This is a genomic window from Frigoribacterium sp. CFBP 8766 (assembly GCF_014841435.1).
Taxonomy (GTDB): domain Bacteria; phylum Actinomycetota; class Actinomycetes; order Actinomycetales; family Microbacteriaceae; genus Frigoribacterium.
On record NZ_JACYTX010000002.1, the window covers coordinates 1,097,415 to 1,115,142 of the forward strand.

General features: G+C 72.5%; 13 protein-coding genes. 5 read left to right on the top strand and 8 right to left on the bottom strand.

The window, feature by feature from the left end; genetic code table 11:
- Positions 1-49: 49 nt before the first annotated feature.
- Positions 50-1,414 (bottom strand): cystathionine beta-synthase, encoded by a 1,365-nt coding sequence (locus IFT90_RS10855; RefSeq protein WP_192042149.1) that lies wholly within the window; start codon positions 1,412-1,414, stop codon positions 50-52.
- Positions 1,415-1,733: 319 nt separating this feature from the next.
- Between IFT90_RS10855 and IFT90_RS17305 the strand changes: the two genes are divergently transcribed.
- Together IFT90_RS17305 and IFT90_RS10865 are read left to right on the top strand one after the other, a co-directional pair.
- The gene (locus IFT90_RS17305) at positions 1,734-2,423 is read left to right on the top strand and encodes a DUF3105 domain-containing protein (protein WP_197980398.1); all 690 of its coding nucleotides are present in this window, start codon (positions 1,734-1,736) and stop codon (positions 2,421-2,423) included.
- Entirely contained in the window at positions 2,420-3,175 is a 756-nt protein-coding gene (locus tag IFT90_RS10865; protein WP_371812259.1) for a DUF305 domain-containing protein, read from the top strand. Before IFT90_RS17305 ends, IFT90_RS10865 begins: the two co-directional genes overlap by 4 nt.
- Here the strand turns inward: IFT90_RS10865 and IFT90_RS10870 are convergent.
- The 3 genes from IFT90_RS10870 to IFT90_RS10880 form a co-directional block, all read right to left on the bottom strand.
- Positions 3,172-4,608, bottom strand: a complete 1,437-nt coding sequence (locus tag IFT90_RS10870) for a mechanosensitive ion channel domain-containing protein (RefSeq protein ID WP_192042150.1) — start codon at positions 4,606-4,608, stop codon at positions 3,172-3,174. The two genes, IFT90_RS10865 and IFT90_RS10870, sit on opposite strands and share 4 nt — an antisense overlap.
- Complete coding sequence (locus IFT90_RS17550) at positions 4,608-6,788, bottom strand: adenylate/guanylate cyclase domain-containing protein (protein WP_192042151.1); 2,181 nt, start codon at positions 6,786-6,788, stop codon at positions 4,608-4,610. The genes IFT90_RS10870 and IFT90_RS17550 overlap by 1 nt, the downstream gene beginning before the upstream one ends.
- 173 nt (positions 6,789-6,961) lie before the next feature.
- Positions 6,962-8,920 carry an ABC transporter ATP-binding protein gene (locus tag IFT90_RS10880; protein WP_371812261.1) on the bottom strand — a complete coding sequence of 653 codons (1,959 nt, stop codon included), beginning with the start codon at positions 8,918-8,920 and terminating at the stop codon, positions 6,962-6,964.
- A gap of 173 nt (positions 8,921-9,093) precedes the next feature.
- Between IFT90_RS10880 and IFT90_RS17555 the strand changes: the two genes are divergently transcribed.
- The gene (locus IFT90_RS17555; protein ID WP_192042152.1) at positions 9,094-10,692 is read left to right on the top strand and encodes a LuxR C-terminal-related transcriptional regulator; all 1,599 of its coding nucleotides are present in this window, start codon (positions 9,094-9,096) and stop codon (positions 10,690-10,692) included.
- Between the two features lie 22 nt (positions 10,693-10,714).
- Entirely contained in the window at positions 10,715-12,172 is a 1,458-nt protein-coding gene (locus tag IFT90_RS10890) for an APC family permease (protein ID WP_371812264.1), read from the top strand.
- Between the two features lie 223 nt (positions 12,173-12,395).
- On the opposite strand, the gene rplL is transcribed toward IFT90_RS10890, so the two are convergent.
- The 4 genes from rplL to IFT90_RS10910 form a co-directional block, all read right to left on the bottom strand.
- Positions 12,396-12,779: a 50S ribosomal protein L7/L12 gene (gene rplL, locus IFT90_RS10895; RefSeq protein WP_123546684.1), complete on the bottom strand. Its 384-nt coding sequence runs from the start codon at positions 12,777-12,779 to the stop codon at positions 12,396-12,398.
- A gap of 51 nt (positions 12,780-12,830) precedes the next feature.
- Positions 12,831-13,346: a 50S ribosomal protein L10 gene (rplJ, locus tag IFT90_RS10900; protein WP_123546685.1), complete on the bottom strand. Its 516-nt coding sequence runs from the start codon at positions 13,344-13,346 to the stop codon at positions 12,831-12,833.
- Between the two features lie 301 nt (positions 13,347-13,647).
- Complete coding sequence (locus IFT90_RS16970) at positions 13,648-15,159, bottom strand: HAMP domain-containing sensor histidine kinase (RefSeq protein ID WP_192042153.1); 1,512 nt, start codon at positions 15,157-15,159, stop codon at positions 13,648-13,650.
- 47 nt (positions 15,160-15,206) lie between these two features.
- Positions 15,207-15,953: a response regulator transcription factor gene (locus tag IFT90_RS10910; protein ID WP_123546686.1), complete on the bottom strand. Its 747-nt coding sequence runs from the start codon at positions 15,951-15,953 to the stop codon at positions 15,207-15,209.
- 171 nt (positions 15,954-16,124) lie between these two features.
- On the opposite strand from IFT90_RS10910, the gene IFT90_RS10915 reads away from it, so the two are divergent.
- Positions 16,125-17,675 carry an ABC transporter permease gene (locus IFT90_RS10915; RefSeq protein WP_192042154.1) on the top strand — a complete coding sequence of 517 codons (1,551 nt, stop codon included), beginning with the start codon at positions 16,125-16,127 and terminating at the stop codon, positions 17,673-17,675.
- Positions 17,676-17,728 lie beyond the last annotated feature (53 nt).

The following is a 17,728-nucleotide window of genomic DNA, read 5'->3' on the forward strand; positions in this document are numbered from 1 at the left end:
GGGAAGCAGGTGCGGGGAGTCTGACGCGTGGTGCTGTGCGGAGCGATCGTCAGGCGGAGAGGAAGGCCAGGACGTCGTGGCGCGTGACGACCCCGGCGGGCTTGCCGTCGTCGGTGACGAGCAGCGCGTCGGTGGTCTCGAGCGCGGCCCGCGCGCTCTCGACCGACTCGTTGATGCCGATCAGGGGCAGCGGGGCGCCGACCACGGTCGACAGCGCGTCGCCCATGCTCGCTCCCCCGGCGAAGACCGCCTCGAGCAGCGCCTTCTCCTCGACCGCGCCGACGACCTCGCCGATCACGACGGGGGGCTCGGCCGAGAGGACCGGCATCTGCGAGACGCCGTACGTCGTCATGATGCCGATCACGTCGTGCAGGGTGTCGGACGGGTGCGCGTGCACCAGGGCCGGCAGCGAGCCGGTCTTGGAGGCGAGCAGGTCGCGCACCGTGCGCCCGTCGACGCTGTCGGCGAAGCCGTAGGAGCGCATCCAGGCGTCGTTGAAGATCTTGCCGAGGTAGCCGCGTCCGCCGTCGGGCAGCAGCACGACGACGACGTCGTCGGGACCGAGGTCGCGAGCCACCTCGAGCGCGGCGGCGACGGCGAGGCCGGACGACCCGCCGACCAGCAGGCCCTCCTCGCGGGCGAGACGGCGGGTCAGCTCGAACGACCGGGCGTCGGACGCCGCGATGATGCGGTCGACGACGGTGGGGTCGTAGGCCGAGGGCCAGAAGTCCTCGCCGACGCCCTCGACGAGGTAGGGGCGGCCGGTGCCGCCGCTGTAGACGCTGCCCTCGGGGTCGGCGCCGATGATCTGCACCGATCCACCGGACACCTCCTTCAGGTAGCGACCCGTGCCGCTGATCGTGCCGCCGGTGCCGACGCCGGCCACGAAGTGGGTCACCTGGCCCTCGGTGTCGCGCCAGATCTCCGGACCGGTCGTCTCGTAGTGGCTCTGCGGGCCGGCGGGGTTCGCGTACTGGTTCGGCTTGAAGGCGCCGGGGATCTCGCGGACGAGCCGGTCGCTCACGCTGTAGTACGACTCGGGGCTCGACGGCTCGACGGCGGTCGGGGTGACGACGATCTCGGCGCCGTAGGCCTTCAGCACGTTCCGCTTGTCGTCGCCGACCTTGTCGGGCAGCACGAAGACGCAGCGGTAGCCGCGCTGCTGGGCGACGAGCGCGAGGCCCACGCCGGTGTTGCCGCTCGTCGGCTCGACGATGGTGCCGCCGGGCATGAGGAGGCCGTCGCGCTCCGCCGCGTCGACGATCCGAGTCGCGATCCGGTCCTTCGACGAGCCGCCGGGGTTGAGGTACTCGACCTTGACGAGCACCGTGGCCGTGATGCCCTCGGTGACCTTGTTGAGCTTCACCAGGGGGGTGTCGCCCACCAGGTCGAGGACGGTCTCGGCGTACTTCACGGGTGCTCCTTCACGGTCGGGATCGCTCCCTCGCGGTTGCTCCGCACCTCGTGGGCCGTCGTGCGGCACCAGGAGGCGGTGGCGGGTGGGGCAGGGACGTGTCGCCCCGGCCCCACGACTCTACCGGCGGCCCCCGGCAGATGACGGGGCGAGTCGGGTCGGCTGTGACGGTCTTCCCAGACAGGTGTGGGACAAATCGGTGACACATCCCCGACGTCCTGCCGCCGCACGGCGCGCGCTGTCGCCGGGGACGACCCGCCGGGGCAGACTGGGCGGGCACCGACAGACCCCGAGATCCCCGACACCAGAGGACCCATCCGTGGCCAGCAGCGACAAGAAGAACCCGGGCGCGACGCCCGACCCGAGCTCGATGAGCGTGAAGCAGCAGCGGGACGCGCGCCGGCAGGAGAAGGTCGCCGCGCTGAAGCGCGAGCAGGCCAGGTCGAAGCGCAACCGGACGATCGGCATCGTGACCGCCTCCGTCGCGGGCGCCGCCGCGGTGGCCCTGATCGTCACCGTCGTCGTGACGAGCGGCACGCCCCGGGCCGACCGCAGCGAGATCGACGTCGCCGGCGTGCAGACCTGGGACGACCTGACCGCGAACCACGTCACGGGGGCCGTGGACTACGAGATGACGCCCCCGGCCGGCGGCGACCACGCCGCCGTGTGGATGAACTGCGGCGTCTACACCGAGCAGGTGCCGAACGAGAACGCCGTGCACGACCTCGAGCACGGCGCGATCTGGTTCACCTACGACCCGGCCCAGGTCACCGACGAGCAGATCGAGCAGATCACCGACCTCGCGCCCTCGACCTACTCGGTCGTCTCTCCCTACGAGGGCATGGACAGCCCCATGGCCGTCAGCGCCTGGGGCGCCCAGCTCGCCTTCGACGACCCCGAGGCCGACGCCGTCTCCGACTTCGTCACGAAGTACTGGAAGTCGGCGGACGCCCCCGAGCCCGGCGCGCCCTGCACCGGCGGGGTCGACGGCCCCGGCAAGGTGTCGTGACCCGCGACCACCGCAGGGCCCCTGACCGCGACGAGCCGCGCGACGGCCTCGACGGCGTGACGACCGAGGCGGGCGCGGCCGGCGCCTCCTCGGGTCGCCGCCTGCGCCTCGTGATCGCCGCCGCGGTCGCGCTGCTGCTCGTGCTCGGGACGGGAGTCGCCGTGGGGCGGCTCACCTCGTCGGCCCCCGTCGTGCCCGGCACGAACAGCGTCGAGGCCGGGTTCGCGCGCGACATGCAGGTGCACCACGAGCAGGCCGTCGAGATGTCGTTCGCGATCCGCGACCGCTCGACCTCGGACGACGTGCGCACCATCGCCTACGACATCGCCGCGACCCAGTCGCAGCAGGCCGGCCAGATGTACGCCTGGCTCGAGGTGTGGGGCGTGCCCCAGGCTCCCTCCCAGCCCGTGATGACCTGGATGACGCAGCCGACGCTCGACGGGCAGCTGTCCGGGCACGAGCACGGCGGCGCCGCGTCCGGCTCCCCCGCGCCGAGCCACGTCCCCGGCGAGCCGATGCCCGGCCTGGCGACGCCCGAGCAGATGGCCGAGCTGCGGGCCGCCGACGGCGTCGACGCCGAGCGGCTGTTCCTCACCCTGATGATCGACCACCACCTGGGCGGCATCGAGATGGCCCAGGCCGTCCTCGCCCGCAGCGACGACCCCCAGGTCGACGCCTTCGCGAGCGGCATGATCATGACGCAGCAGAGCGACGTCGACGCCATGCGGGCGATGCTCGCCCTCAGGTCTTAGCTCGCCAGCTGTCCCCGGGTCCCCCCGGCCTCGCCCGACGCCTCCGCGACCTCGCGCGCGGCGGCACCCCGCCGGTCGATGACCTCGCCCAGCTCCCGCGCGAGGCGAGGCCTCACCCGCACGAGGGCGTCGAGCGTGTCGCCCGGGACGACGAGCACCGCGACCTCGGAGACCGCGACGGCGCGGGTCGTGGTCGGCTGGCGCGTGAGCACCGTCTGCCCCACGAAGTCGCCCCGTTCGACGCGCGACACGGGCAGGACCGCGTCGCCCGGCGTCGGGACCCCGAGGGCCACCGCTCCGCTGAGCACGAAGCGCAGGGCCTCCGGCACGACGCCGAGCGGCAGCACGACCTCGCCCGCGGCGTACCGCTCGAGGTGCACCGAGGGCACGAGGGCAGGCACGTCGTCCGCCGTCACCTGCAGGGTCGGGGCGACGGACGCGACGGCCTGCTCGATCCGCTCGGGAGTCACGAACGCGTCGGTGGTGTCGCCGTCGAGGCCGAGCCCTGCACGGCGCGAGGCGTACCAGAGCCAGCTGCGCAGCGTCGCGAGCGACGAGCCCTCGTGGGCGGGCCCGCGCACCTCGTACGAGACCTCGTAGGCGGCGCCGCCGAGCGGGACGGCGACCGGCGTCGTGCCGGGCCACAGCTCGGGCAGGCTGCCCGCGACCCTCTGCAGCAGCGCGACGACCTCGGCGGGCGGGTCGTCGGTGGTGAAGGCCACGGGCGCGGTGACGGTGTAGCTGCCGTCGCCGCGGCTGAGGTTGGTGAACGACGAGCCGGCGAGCGACGCGTTCGGGGTGATCTGGATGCCGTTGCCCGTGTCGATGTGCACCGCGCGCCAGTTGACCTGCACCACGCGGCCGCGCATGCCGCCGGCGTCGAGCCAGTCGCCCAGGCGGAACGGCTGCTCGAAGAGCAGCAGCCCGGAGACGACGCTGCCGATCGCGCCCTGCAGCGCGAGGCCGAGGACGATGGAGGTGACGCCCAGGGCCGTGAACAGCCCCGCCACGTCCGTGCCCCAGACCGTGCTGAACAGCACGGCGAGCCCGATGGCGATGAGCACGATGCGGCCGATGTCGACGAAGATCGACGGGAGGCGGTCGCGCCAGCTGCCCTTCTCGGCGTTCGTGAAGAGCGCGAGGTTCACCGCGTTCAGCACGGCGACGATCACGAGGAACCCGAAGGCGGTCGCGGCGACGCGCGTCCAGGTGAAGTCCTCCGAGTCGACGGCGATCGTCACCTGGGCGACCAGGATCGACACCGCTGCCGTCGGCACCACGTAGGTGCGGAGCAGCCGCACGACCCGTGCGCCGGGGTTGCCTCGACGCTGCAGGGTGCTCGCGATCTCGGTGAGCACGATGAGCAGCACCGGCAGCCCGACCACCACGGCGAGGACCGGCCAGAACCACGGCTGCTGCCAGAGCGACGTCATCAGGCGACCGGCCGCTCGAGGCGGAAGACGCGCTGCTCGCCCGACTGGGTCGTGACCGTGCCCGAGTCGACCGCCGGCACCCCGTCGCCGATCTTCTGCACGACCCTCTCGGTCGCGTAGATGCCCGCCTGGGACGAGACGTCCTGCACGCGGTGCGCCAGCGTGACGGCGTCGCCCCACATGTCGTAGACCATGCTCGTCCGGCCGACGAGGCCGCTGGTCACCTGGCCGGTGTCGATGCCCGCACGCAGCGCGACGCGGGACGAGTTGGTCGCGTTGAAGCGCTCGATGATCCCCTGCAGCTCGAGGGTGAAGTCGACCACCCGGCAGGCGTTGTCGATGCGGGGCACCGTGAGCCCGCAGCTGGCGAGGTAGCCCTGCTGGCTGCTCCGCACCTTCTCGACGCCGAGCCGCTCCGCCGCCTCGTCGAACGACCGCCACAGCCCGTTGAGCAGGGCGAGCCGCTCGCCCGAGCGCATGCCCCGGCTGAAGTCGTCGAACCCGGCGACGTCGGCGTAGACGACGGCGACGTCGGTGTGGTCCTCGGCGATCGTCTCCTCGCCCTCCTTGTAGCGCTTGGCCATCGCCTCCGGCATGAGGGTCAGCAGCAGGCGGTCGTTCTCGCGCCGCTGCTCGTCGATCAGGTCCTGCTTGACCCGGAGGCTGCGGCTCATGTCGTTGAACGCGCCGCCCAGCTCGCTGAACTCGTCGTGGCCCTTCACGGGCACCTCGACGCCGATCTCGCCGCCGCTGACGCGGTTGACCGCGTGCTGGAGGCGCCGCACCGGCCGGACGAACACCTGCGCCAGCAGCAGCGAGAGCAGCGACACCACGACGATGATCGCCGCCGTCGAGAGCAGCAGGTTGCGGGTGAAGACGTCGACGGGCGCGAACGCCTCGGACGTGTCGACCTTGGCGACGATCACCCAGTTCAGGCCGTCGACGTCGATGGGCGCGTAGGCCGCCAGGACCTCGTGGCCGAGGTAGTCGGTGTTGACCGTCGTCGCGGTGCGGCCCTGCAGGGCGGCCTCCACCGCGGTGGTCGTCACCGGCTGCAGCAGCACCGAGCTGCCGGTCGCCACCTGGCGCTCGGCGACGCCGGTCGGGGTGCCGTGGTCGACGACGTCGTCGACGAACGTGTCGGGCTGCTCGATCAGCTCGCGCGAGGTCGAGCGCCTCGTCTCGTCCGGCCCGGCGAGGTAGGCCTCGCCCGTCCGGCCGAGGCCCTGGTCGGCCCAGCCCTGATCGCCCGTCATGACCGAGTCGATCGTCTCGGTCGGCACCTGCACGGCGAGCACGCCGGTGACGTCCGCGCCCGAGCCGACGGGCGAGGCGATCCACGCGGTCGGCACGCCGAGCGAGGGGGCGTACGGCTGGAAGTCGGTCGTGAACGACGAGTCGACCGTGTTCGACTCCAGCGCCGTCGCCCAGACGTCGGCGAGCGCCGTCCGCGAGTACGGGCCGTCCTCGACGTTCGTGCCGAGGTCGGTGCCGGAGAAGGCCGAGTAGACGACGTCGCCGTCGAGGTCGAGCAGCAGGACGTCCTCATAGCCGAGCTGGTCGACCATCTCGCGGAAGTAGTCGTGGTGGTCGGCCCGGGCCTGCGACCACGCGCTGCCGTCGTCGGCGGCGTCGAACGCGAGCGAGGCGTCGAAGTCGTCGTCGAAGGGCACCGTGTAGAGCGACTGCAGGTACGCCTGGGCCGGCGAGGTCGGCTCGATCAGCGACGGGTCGGTCGTCGAACCGGTGGCCTCGTCCAGCCGGGGCACGAACGTGTCCTCGTAGTACGCGGTCAACGCCTCCTGGCGCGCGGGGTCGACGGGCTGGTCGTCGAGCGCGGCGAAGCCGGCGTTGAAGTCGAGCGACGCCTGTCGCGCGCTGTCGTTGCGGCTGTCGAGCACGACGGCCTGCTGGACGCCCGCGAGGGTGCGCTCGACGTCGCGGGCCCGTGACTCGCGGATGCTCGTCACCTGGTCGAACGCCGCCGCACGGAGCGAGTCCCGCCCGTTGACGTAGCCGACGCTGCCGATGACGATCGCCGCCAGGAAGCTGACGGCGAGCAGCATGACGAGCAGGGTCGACTGGATGTCGAGCGAGCCGCGCCCGAACAGGGCCCGCAGCGGCGAGCGCCGCCGTGTCGTGGTGGTCTCGTCGTCACGGGTGGTGGTGGTGCTCGACACGCGTGCCCTCGTTCCCCCGGCGCCGGCCCCGTGAGGAACCTGACGCAGCCTCAACTCGTCCCCCAACAGATACCACGACGAGAGCGACCGGTGCACGATCCGTCACGAGTTCGTCACATGCGCTGTCCCCCGAGCGAGTCCCCGGCGTTCGTCGGCCGTCGAGGAGGCGCCGGTCACGTCGTCGACGCCACCTGCTGCCCGTAGAGGTCGGCGTACACGCCGCCGAGGGCGACGAGCTCGTCGTGCGTGCCGCGCTCGACGATCCGGCCGCCGTCGACGACGAAGACGACGTCCGCGTGGCGGACGGTGGAGAGGCGGTGGGCGATGGCGATCGTCGTGCGCCCTCTCGTGGCCGTGTCGAGCGCCTCCTGCACGACCCGCTCGGACACGGTGTCGAGCGCGCTCGTCGCCTCGTCGAGCACGAGCACGGCCGGGTCCTTGAGCAGCACGCGGGCGATGGCGATGCGCTGCTTCTCGCCGCCGGAGAGGCGGTAGCCGCGCTCGCCCACCACGGTGTCGTAGCCGTCGGGGAACGACGCGATCGTCTCGTGGATGTTCGCCTGCCGGGCGGCGTCGACGAGCTGCTCGTCGGTGGCGCCCGGACGCGCGTAGCGCAGGTTGTCGCCGATCGTCGCGTGGAACAGGTACGTCTCCTGGCTGACGATGCCGATGTTCTCGACCAGCGACTCCTGCCGCAGGTCGCGGACGTCGGTGCCGGCGAAGCGCACGCTGCCGCCCGTCGCCTCGTAGAACCGCGGGATCAGGTACGACACCGTGGTCTTGCCGGCGCCGCTCGGGCCGACGAACGCCGCGAACTGGCCCGGCTCGATGTCGAACGAGACGCCGCGGAGGGTCCGCTGCCCCGGCTCGGCGTCGGGGTAGGCGAACTCGACGTCGTCGAACTCCACGCGGCCGAGCTGCGCCTCGTCGACCGTCGCCGAGGCACCGCCGTCGGTGATGGCGGGCCGCAGGTCGAGGTACTCGAAGATGCGGGCGAACAGCGCACCGGAGGTCTGCAGGTCGAGCGCCACCCGGAGGAGCCCCATCAGCGGGAAGGTCAGCCGCGCCTGGACCGTGGTGAAGGCGACGATCGTGCCGGCCGTGACGGGGACGTCGCGGAGGATCAGCCAGGCGGCCACCAGGTAGATCAGCGCCGGGATCACGGACAGGAAGATCTGGACGACGGCGAAGAACCACTGGCCGCTCATCTGCTGGCGCACCTGCAGGCCGATCTGCGTGCGGTTCTCGGCCGAGTAGCGCTCGACCTCGCTGCGCTGCTGGTTGAAGCTCTTCGCGAGCAGGATGCCGCTGACGCTCAGCGCCTCCTGCGTGATCGCCGTCATGTCCGACAGCGACTCCTGCGTCTTGGTCGCGATGCGCGCGCGCACCTGGCCGACGCGGCGCTGCGCCACGACGAGCAGCGGCAGCAGGATGACGGTGACGACGGTCATCTGCCAGCTGAGCACGAGCATCGAGATGAACGCGGCGATGACCGTGACGGTGTTGCCGAGCACGCTCGAGATCGTGTTGCTCAGCACGTTCGCGACGCCGCCGACGTCGTTCTGCAGCCGCGACTGGATGACGCCCGTCTTCGTCCGGGTGAAGAACGCGAGCTCCATGCGCTGGAGGTGCCCGAACAGCCGGATGCGCAGGGCGCCCATCACGCTGTTCCCGACCGTGGCGGTGAGGTAGGTCTGCCAGACGCCGATGCCGGCCGACAGCACCCACAGCCCGATCATCAGGCCGACGAGCTCCATCAGCACCGGGACGTCGGGGCCGCCCGCGGGGAAGAGCCCGCGGTCGAAGGCCTGCTTCGTCAGCAGCGGAGGCGCGACGCTGATCGCCGCGCCGACGAGCACCAGCACCACGGTGACCACGAGGGCCTTGCGGTGGGGAGAGAAGAGGCCGCGGATCCGTCGGAACAGGTCGGGGATCTTGGGCGCGGCGGCGTTGGCCGCCTTCTGCGCCGCCGCGTCGCCGCTCGAGACCCGGCCGCCACGGCCGCCGCCGCCCCCGCCGCCCAGCCTGCCGCCGCCGCCCGCCCCGCCGGCTGCGCCACCGCCTCCGCCGCCTCCTGTGCCGCCCGCGCCGCGCATGCCGCCGCCCGCGGCGACGGAGTCCATCCTGCTCATGGAGCGAGGCTACGCCCGCGGCGCGTCCCCCCACTCCTGGGGCAATCTGGCCGTCAGACGAGCAGACGGGAACATCGCTCATTTATGCTAGGAGCTCAGGGTGCCTGACCACACCCTGACGCCGCATTCCCCTACCCGACGGGGAACTACCCGATGCGGCAGAGGTAGGACCCGTGCGCACCCTTGACGATGCATCACCCGACCCGACCGGGGTCGAGCTCCAGCCCGCCGACGCGCGGGCCTCGCTCGACGCCATCGAGCAGGCCTGGACGCAGATAGCCCCCCTGCAGGGAGCCCGTCTGCGCGAGGCCGTCCGCTCGGCTCCCGAGGCGGAGTGGAGCGGCAGGCCGCTCATCCTGCTCGCGCTCGCCGCCAGCTACCGCTCGGTCGGCTCCCGCTCGCGCAGCGCGGCGCTCCCGTGGTTCCGCGGCGTGGCCAAGGCCATCGACGCCGACCCCGGGCTGCCCCTCGAGGTGCGGGCCGGCTACCACGTGCACCTCGGCGCCGCCCTGAGGACGCTCGGCAACCTCGTCGTCGCCCACGAGCATCTCGAGGTCGCGCGCACGATGATCGAGAGCGACCTCTCGGAGTCGATCACGGCGCGCATCAGCCTCAGCGCCTCCTTCTCGCTGCAGCTCGGCCTCATCCGGCTGCACTACGGCGAGTACGACCAGGCCCAGTTCGCCCTGGGGCTCGCCTCGGGCCTCGGCGAGGAGCACCTCAGCATCGCCGAGCGCGTCGAGTGCCTGTCCGCGCTCGCCTACGTCGCGGTGCTGCTCGGCGAGTTCGCGCTCGCCGACGAGCACCTCGACAGCGCGGCCGAGCTCGCCGAGGGCACCGACCTGCTCGCCAGCTCGTTCGGCGCCCTCGCCCAGATCGCGCGGCTGCACCTCGCCCTCGAGCGCGACGAGTCCCCCGGCGGGCACGACGACCTCGTCGCGCGCGTGCACCTGGCGGCGCGCGGCAGCGACTGGGAGGCGCTCGGCTGGTTCGCCGAGGCCAGCGTGCTGCTCGCCCAGGGCCGGTCGATCGAGGTGCTCGACCACCTCGGCCGCATCTCGCGCCTCGTGCAGGGATTCACGGGCGACGTCGTGCTCGGCCGGTCGGCCACGGCCCTCCGCGCCGAGACGATGCTCCAGCTCGGACAGGCACAGGAGGCGCGACGCCTGGCCCAGCCCCTCTCGCCCGGCGACCGCCACATCGAGTGCCCCGCCCGCGTGCTCGCCCTCATCCACCTCTCGACCGGCGAGCCGCAGGCCGCGCTCGACGACCTCGAGGCGTGCCTCGCGCTCGGCGACCTGCACTCGGAGCGGACCATCGGGCACGTGCACGCCGTGGCCGCGGCCGCCCACCTGGCCCAGGGCGACACCGCCCAGGCCGACATCGCCTTCGACCGTGCCCTGCTCGAGGCCGGCCGCTCGGGCGCCGGCTGGGTCTTCGGCACCCTGCCGGAGCCCCTCCTCGACCACCTCGTCGCCCGCGCCGTGCAGCGCGACCAGCCGCAGGCCACCCTCGGGGTGCTCGCCCGCCTGCACTCGGCCGAGGGACCCGACGTGGCGCCCCTCGCGGAGCCGCTGAGCGACCGCGAACTCGTCATCGTGCGCCACCTGGCCACCGGCCAGACCCTCGGCCAGATCGGCAGCCAGCTGTTCATCTCGGTCAACACGGTCAAGAGCCACGTCCGGAGCATCTACCGGAAGCTGCAGGCGACGTCCCGCCGCGAGGCCATCGCCCGGGTGCGACAGCTCGGGCTGCACGTCGACGAGGACTGACCCGAGGCGGTAGCCTCTCGCGGTGCCCGACGACCTGACCCCCGCCTCCTCTGCCCCTGCCCCTGCTCCTGCTCGCCCGCGGCTCGGCGAGCAACTGCTGCGTCGCAAGCCCCTCGAGGCCTTCGCGCGCGAGGCCGAGGCGTCCGACGCCCGGGGCCTCCGGCGCACCCTCGGCGTCTGGCACCTGACCGCCATCAGCATCGGGGCCACGCTCGGCACGGGCATCCTGGTGGTGCTGGGCACCGCCGTGCCCCTCGCCGGGCCCGCGGTGTTCCTCGCGTTCGTCCTCGCCGGCGTCGCCGCCCTGCTCTCGGCCCTGTCGTACGCCGAGATGGCGGGCAGCGTGCCCGTCTCCGGCTCGAGCTACAGCTACGCCTACGCGACGCTCGGCGAGGGAATCGCGTGGGTCTGCGGCTGGTGCCTCGTGCTCGAGTACGCCGTGTCGGTCGCGGCCGTCGCGGTGGGCGCCGGCCAGTACGTCAACGAGGCCCTGCGCGTCTTCGGCCTCTCGCTGCCCGACGTCGTCGCGGGCCCGCCCGCCGAGGGAGGCCTGCTGAACCTCCCCGCCGCCGCGCTCGTCCTGCTGGCCACCCTCGTGCTCGTGCCCGGGGCCCGCGAGAGCGCCTGGGTCAACACCGTCCTGGTCGTGGTCAAGGTCGGCCTGCTCGTCTTCTTCGTCGCCGTCGCGTTCACGGCCTTCAGCGCAGGCAACTTCGAGCCCCTCGCGCCTATGGGGGCGGCCGGGGTCTCGGCCGCCGCCTCCCGCCTGTTCTTCTCGTACATCGGCTTCGACGCGGCGTCCACGGCCGGCGAGGAGGCGCGGGACGCCAAGCGGGACCTGCCGCGGGCGATCGTCGCCTCCATCGTCATCATCACGGTGCTGTACATCCTCGTCGCCGTGGCCGCGGTCGGAGCCCGCCCTTGGCAGGACTTCACCGACGGCGAGGCGACCCTCGTGACGATCGTCGCCGACATCACGGGCCAGCCCTGGGTGGCCTTCCTCTTCGCGGTGACCGCGGTCGCGGCCATCGCCTCCGTCGTCCTGACCGTGCTCTACGGGCAGACGCGCATCTTCCTGTCGATGGCCCGGGACGGGCTCGTGCCGTCCATCCTGGGCCGGGTCTCGCCGCGGACGCGCACGCCCGTCGCCGGCACCCTGATCGTCGGCGGCGCGGTCGCCCTCACGGCGGCGTTCATCCCCCTCGGGGCCCTCGCCGACGCGACGAGCATCGGCACGCTCTTCGCGTTCGCGCTCGTGAACCTGTCGGTCATCTGGCTGCGCCGCAACCGGCCCGAGCTCGAGCGGACGTTCCGCGTGCCGTTGTACCCGGTCGTCCCGCTGCTCGGCTTCGCGACGTGCGTGCTGCTCATGGTGACCCTCGGCGGGATCACGTGGGCCGCGTTCGCCGTGTGGATGGGCGTCGGGGTCGCGGTGTACGCGATCTACGGCCGCCGCCACTCGGTCGTCGCTCGCGGCTGAGGCTGCGCGCGGCGGGTCGGAGCGGCATGCGGCGGGTCCGCGTCGCCCACGGCGGGTCCGCGCTGACCCGCCGGAGGTGACGAGGACCCGCCGAACCCGCTGCCGTGGACCGCACCCGGGAACGACGAAGGCGCCGCTCCCCGTGGGGAGCAGCGCCTCCTGTGCTCGTGAGAGCAGGCAGTGCTGTGCGACCGAGGTCGCGAGGGGCCGTGGGCCCCGCAGACTACTTGAGGGTGACGGTGGCGCCGGCAGCCTCGAGCTGAGCCTTGGCCTTCTCGGCCGTCTCCTTGTTCGCACCCTCGATGACGGTGTTGGGGGCACCGTCGACGACGGCCTTCGCCTCGCCGAGGCCGAGGCTCGTGAGCGCGCGGACCTCCTTGATGACCTGGATCTTCTTGTCGCCGGCAGCCTCGAGGACGACGTCGAAGCTGTCCTTCTCCTCGACCTCCTCAGCGGGGGCGGCGGGGCCGGCGGCACCGGCAGCGGCCACGGGGGCAGCAGCGGTGACCTCGAAGACCTCTTCGAACTTCTTCACGAAGTCGCTGAGCTCGATGAGCGTGAGCTCCTTGAAGGCCTCGATCAGTTCGTCCTGCGTGAGCTTCGCCATGGTGTTCTCCTTGTTGTGTTCTGTAAGTGGTGGTGGTTGCTGCGACAGCTGTTAGCTGTCGGCTTCCTGCTTCGCGCGCAGCGCCTCGACCGTACGGACGGCCTGCGACAGCGGAGCGTTGAACAGGTAAGCAGCGCCGAACAGCGAGGCCTTGAAGGCGCCGGCCAGCTTGCCCAGCAGCACCTCCCGCGACTCGAGGTCGGCGAGCTTGGTGACCTCGGCTGCGGTCAGCGCGTTACCGTCGAAGTAACCGCCCTTCACGATCAGCGCGGGGTGTGCCTTGGCGAAGTCACGCATGCTCTTGGCGACGGCGACAGGGTCTCCGTGCACGAAGGCGATCGCAGACGGGCCGACGAGCTCGTCGTCGAACGAGCTGATGCCGGCGTTGTTCGCCGCGATCTTGCTGAGCGTGTTCTTCACCACGGCGTACGTCGCGTCTGCACTGATGGCGGTGCGGAGCTCCTTGAGCTCTGCCACAGTGAGACCGCGGTACTCGGTGAGCAGAACGGCGGTCGAGCTACGGAAGTTCTCCGTGAGCTCGGCGACCGATGCTTCCTTGTTCGCCATGGCTCTCCTAAAACGTGGGTGTGCCGGCAGCCCCCGGGCACTCGCTCACGTCTCGTCCGAGGACGGGGCATGGAAAAAGCTCCGGCGCTGGCGCACGGAGCTGGATCTCGCAGAAGCGAGGAACGACTTCACACACCTGCGCTGGTCGCTCTCTCTCGAGAACCTTCGGTCTCCGTCTGCGAGCAGACAGGGACAACCGGCGGTCTTGGGCTGGGTACACAGTAGACGCAGGAGGCGCGTCGACGCAAGTCGCGCCTCCTGCGGTCGGGCGGCGGTCGCCCCGCACCCGACGCTGCGAGTGTCAGGCGGCAGCGGCGGGCGGCGCGGCGAGCGGCAGCCGCACCGTGAAGACGGCGCCGTCGGCGCTGCTGGCGACCGAGACGTCGCCGCCGTGGGCGTGCGCGACGGCCTCGACGATGGCGAGCCCGAGGCCGGTCGAGCCGGCCTTGCGCGAGCGGGAGCTGTCGGCCCGGGCGAAGCGCTCGAACAGCACGGGCAGCACCGCCGGGTCGATGCCCGGGCCCTCGTCGGACACCGTGACGACGGCACGGCGCGCCGACTCGTCGACGCCCAGGGCGACGTGCACGGGCGTGCCCTCCGGCGTGTGGGTCCGCGAGTTGGTGAGCAGGTTCGCGACGATCTGGTGCAGGCGCATCGCGTCCCCGGGCACGACGACCGGCTCGTCGGGCAGCACGACGTCGACGTCGTGGGCCGGGTCGGCCACCCCTGCGTCGTTGACGGCGTCGAGCACCACGCGGGTGAGGTCGACGTCGGCCACGACGATGTCGCGACCCTCGTCGAGGCGGGCGAGGAGCAGCAGGTCCTCGACGAGCGAGGTCATGCGCAGCGACTCGGACTCGATGCGGCCCATCGCGTACACGACGTCGTCGGGCAGGCCCGCGCCCATCCGCCGGGTCAGCTCGGCGTAGCCGCGGACGGACGCCAGGGGGGTACGCAGCTCGTGCGAGGCGTCGGCGACGAACTGCCGCACCTTGTTCTCGCTCTGCTGCCGCGCCTCCAGCGCCGCCGCTACGTGGCCGAGCATGTGGTTCAGCGAGGCTCCCACCCGGCCGACCTCGGTGCGCGTGTCGGTGTCCTGCTCGTCGACCCGCTCGGCGAGGGCCACCTCGCCGCGGTCGAGGGGCAGCTCGGCCACGCGCAGCGCGGTGTCCGAGAGCCTCTCGAGGGGGCGGAGCGCCCGCCGCACCACGGCGTACGCGATGAGGATCGCGACGACGAGGCCGAGCAGGGTGACGAAGGCGATGGAGGCGATCATCCCGGCGACGGTCTGGGTCACGCTGTCGGTGGGCAGGCCCACGACGAGGTAGCCCGACGACACGGTGCCGCCGCTCCGCGACGTGAGGGTCACGGGGACGGCCTCGACCCGGTAGCCGCCGAGGTCCGAGCCGAGCGACACGGTGACCGGTCCGCCCGCGTCGGGCACGGTCGCGAGCGCAGAGGTGATCTCGTCGGTGAGGGGATCCTCGAGCTCGCCCGCCTCGGTGACGGTGAAGGCCTGCTGCACGACGTCGCCGACGAGCACGGCGGTGAAGGTGCCCGGCGCCTGGCGCGGCGCGCCGAGCGCGTCGCTGTCCGGGCTCAGGCTCGGGCGGCCGGACGATCCCCCGACGGAGGCGGCGGCCACGGCCCGGCCGGTCGCGCTCGTGAGGTCGTCGTCGAGCTGGCGCATCAGCGAGCCGCGCAGCGCGACCACGCTCACGGTGCCGATGACCACGGTCAGGAGCACCACGATCGCGACGATGCTGAGGATCAGGCGGTTGCGGAGCGTGAGGGGGGCGGAGGCGCGGGGCACGCGCCCGAGGAGCCCGCCGAGACGGGACCCTCCGGGTGCGGCCGCGCTCACGACGTGGGCTTGATGACGTAGCCCACGCCGCGCACGGTGTGGATCATCGCCTCTTCGCCCGCGTCGATCTTCTTGCGGAGGTACGAGATGTAGATCTCGACGACGCTCGACTTGCCGCCGAAGTCGTAGCTCCAGACGCGGTCGAGGATCTGCGCCTTGCTGAGCACCCGGCGCGGGTTGCGCATCAGGAAGCGCAGCAGCTCGAACTCGGTGGCGGTCAGCTCGACCTCGCGGTCGCCGCGGTGCACCTCGTAGCTCTCCTCGTCGAGCACCAGGTCGCCGACGACGATGCGGCTGTCGCCGGCCTCGCTCACGGCCGACGCGGACCGACGGATGAGGCCGCGGAGCCGGGCCACCACCTCCTCGAGGGAGAACGGCTTGGTGACGTAGTCGTCGCCGCCCGCCGTCAGGCCGGAGACGCGGTCCTCGACGGAGTCCTTCGCGGTGAGGAACAGGATCGGGGTGTCGTCGCCCCCGGCGCGCAGACGGCCGAGCACCTGGATGCCGTCGATGTCGGGCAGCATCCAGTCGAGCACGATCGCGTCGGGCTGGAACTCGCGGGCCAGAGCGAGGGCGCCCTGCCCGTCGGCGGCGGCCTTGACGTCCCATCCCTCGTAGCGGAGGGCCATCGAGAGGAGGTCGGTGAGGCTGTTCTCGTCGTCGACGACGAGGACTCGGAGGGGCGAGCCGTCAGCCCGGGTGAGTCGGGGGGCCTGCGCGGGGGTGGGGGTCGTCGTGGTCACGCACTCAGCTTCGAGCCGGTTCCTATGAACGGACTGTGCTGCTCCGATGCGTTGCCTGCGCGTCTCTCATAGGAACCTCATGGACGGCCCATCGGGTGCTGCGAGACCGCCTCCCTAGCGTCGCCTCCGACCTGATCCCCCGCGGATCCCCCTGCACCGAGGAGACCCCCGATGTTCCTGACCTACCTGCTCAGAGAGCTGAGCAACAGACGCAAGCAGACCGTGGTGATCGCGGCCGGCATGGCGCTCGCGATCGCGCTCGTCATCGTCGTCAGCGGCGTGGCGGCCGGCGTGCGGAACGCGCAGTCGTCCGTGCTCGAGTCCGTCTACGGCGTCGGCACCGACGTCACGATCACGCAGACCGCGGAGCCGGGCGCCGACGGCGGCGGGCCCGGCCAGCAGTTCGCCTTCGGCTCGGGCGACGGCACGACCACCGACGACGGCAGCACCGAGGTCGCGCAGAGCACCCTCTCGGCCGCCCGCGGCACGGCGACCTTCGCCTCGTCGGCCCTGACGACGGTCGAGGGCGTCGACGGCGTGTCCGCCGCGACGGCCACGTTGAGCCTCGAGAACTCCAGCTTCTCGGGCACGCTGCCCGACTTCTCCCAGGGCGCAGGAGGCGCCGGCACCGACGGCACGACCGGCGGCGGCACCGGGACCGGCACGGACGGGACCGACTCGGGCAGCCAGCCCGCACCTCCCACGGGCGGGGCGGACGGCGCCGGCGGCAGCGCGTTCGACGTCGACCAGTTCTCGGTCACGGGCCTCGACCCCAGCGCGGCCGCGGTCGGTCCCCTGACCAGCGCCTCGCTCGTCGACGGCCGCACCCTCGCCGCCGACGACGCGGGCACCGACGTCGTCGTGCTCGACCAGACCTACGCGACCAGCGCCGAGCTCGCGGTCGGCGACACGCTGGCGATCGGCGGCACCGACTTCACCGTGGTCGGGATCGTCGCGTCCACGTCGTCCGACGCGGCCACCGCCTCCGACGCCTACGTCCCCCTCGACACCGCGCAGGCGCTCAGCGGGCTGACCGACCAGATCAGCGACGTGTACGTGACCGCGGCGAGCGCCAGCGGCGTCGACGCGCTGAAGACCGACCTGCAGGCCGCCCTGCCCGACGCGACCGTGAGCACGCAGTCGGACCTCGCGTCGAGCGTCTCCGGCTCGCTGACGACCGCCTCCGACCTGATCGGCAAGCTCGGCACCTGGCTCTCGGTCATCGTGCTGGCCGCGGCGTTCCTCATCGCGATCCTCTTCACCGTCTCGGGCGTCAGCCGCCGCACCCGCGAGTTCGGCACCCTCAAGGCGATCGGCTGGAGCAACGCGCGGATCACCCGCCAGGTGGCGGGCGAGTCGCTCGTGCAGGGCCTCGTCGGCGGCGTCGTCGGCGTCGCGGCGGGCCTCGTCGGGCTGCTCGTGGTGGACCTCGTCGCCCCGACCCTGTCGGCTGCGGCCACGACCGCCGCGGCAGGTCCCGGCGGGGGTGCCGGCGGGCCCGGAGCGGCAGCCGATGCAGGAGGTGCGGCCGCAGCAGGCGGCGGCTTCGGCCAGCAGCTGGCCACGGCGACGACCGACGTCGTCCTGCACGCCCCGGTGACGATCTCGGTCGTGCTGCTCGCCGTCGGCCTGGCCGTCGTCGGCGGGCTGCTCGCCGGCGCCGTGGGCGGCTGGCGCGCGTCGCGGCTGCGCCCGGCCGAGGCGCTGAGGAGCGTCGCGTGACCGGGGCGACCCCGGAGCCGACCGGCACCGACGTCCGCGCCACCGCCCTGCCG

What these genes read in the sequence shown, in the direction of transcription:
- IFT90_RS10915 (WP_192042154.1), top strand. Translation starts at nt 16,125, where the DNA reads ATGTTCCTGACCTACCTGCTCAGAGAGCTGAGCAACAGACGCAAGCAG.
- rplL (WP_123546684.1), bottom strand. Translation starts at nt 12,779, where the DNA reads ATGGCGAAGCTCACGCAGGACGAACTGATCGAGGCCTTCAAGGAGCTC.
- IFT90_RS10880 (WP_371812261.1), bottom strand. Translation starts at nt 8,920, where the DNA reads ATGAGCAGGATGGACTCCGTCGCCGCGGGCGGCGGCATGCGCGGCGCG.
- IFT90_RS10870 (WP_192042150.1), bottom strand. Translation starts at nt 4,608, where the DNA reads ATGACGTCGCTCTGGCAGCAGCCGTGGTTCTGGCCGGTCCTCGCCGTG.
- rplJ (WP_123546685.1), bottom strand. Translation starts at nt 13,346, where the DNA reads ATGGCGAACAAGGAAGCATCGGTCGCCGAGCTCACGGAGAACTTCCGT.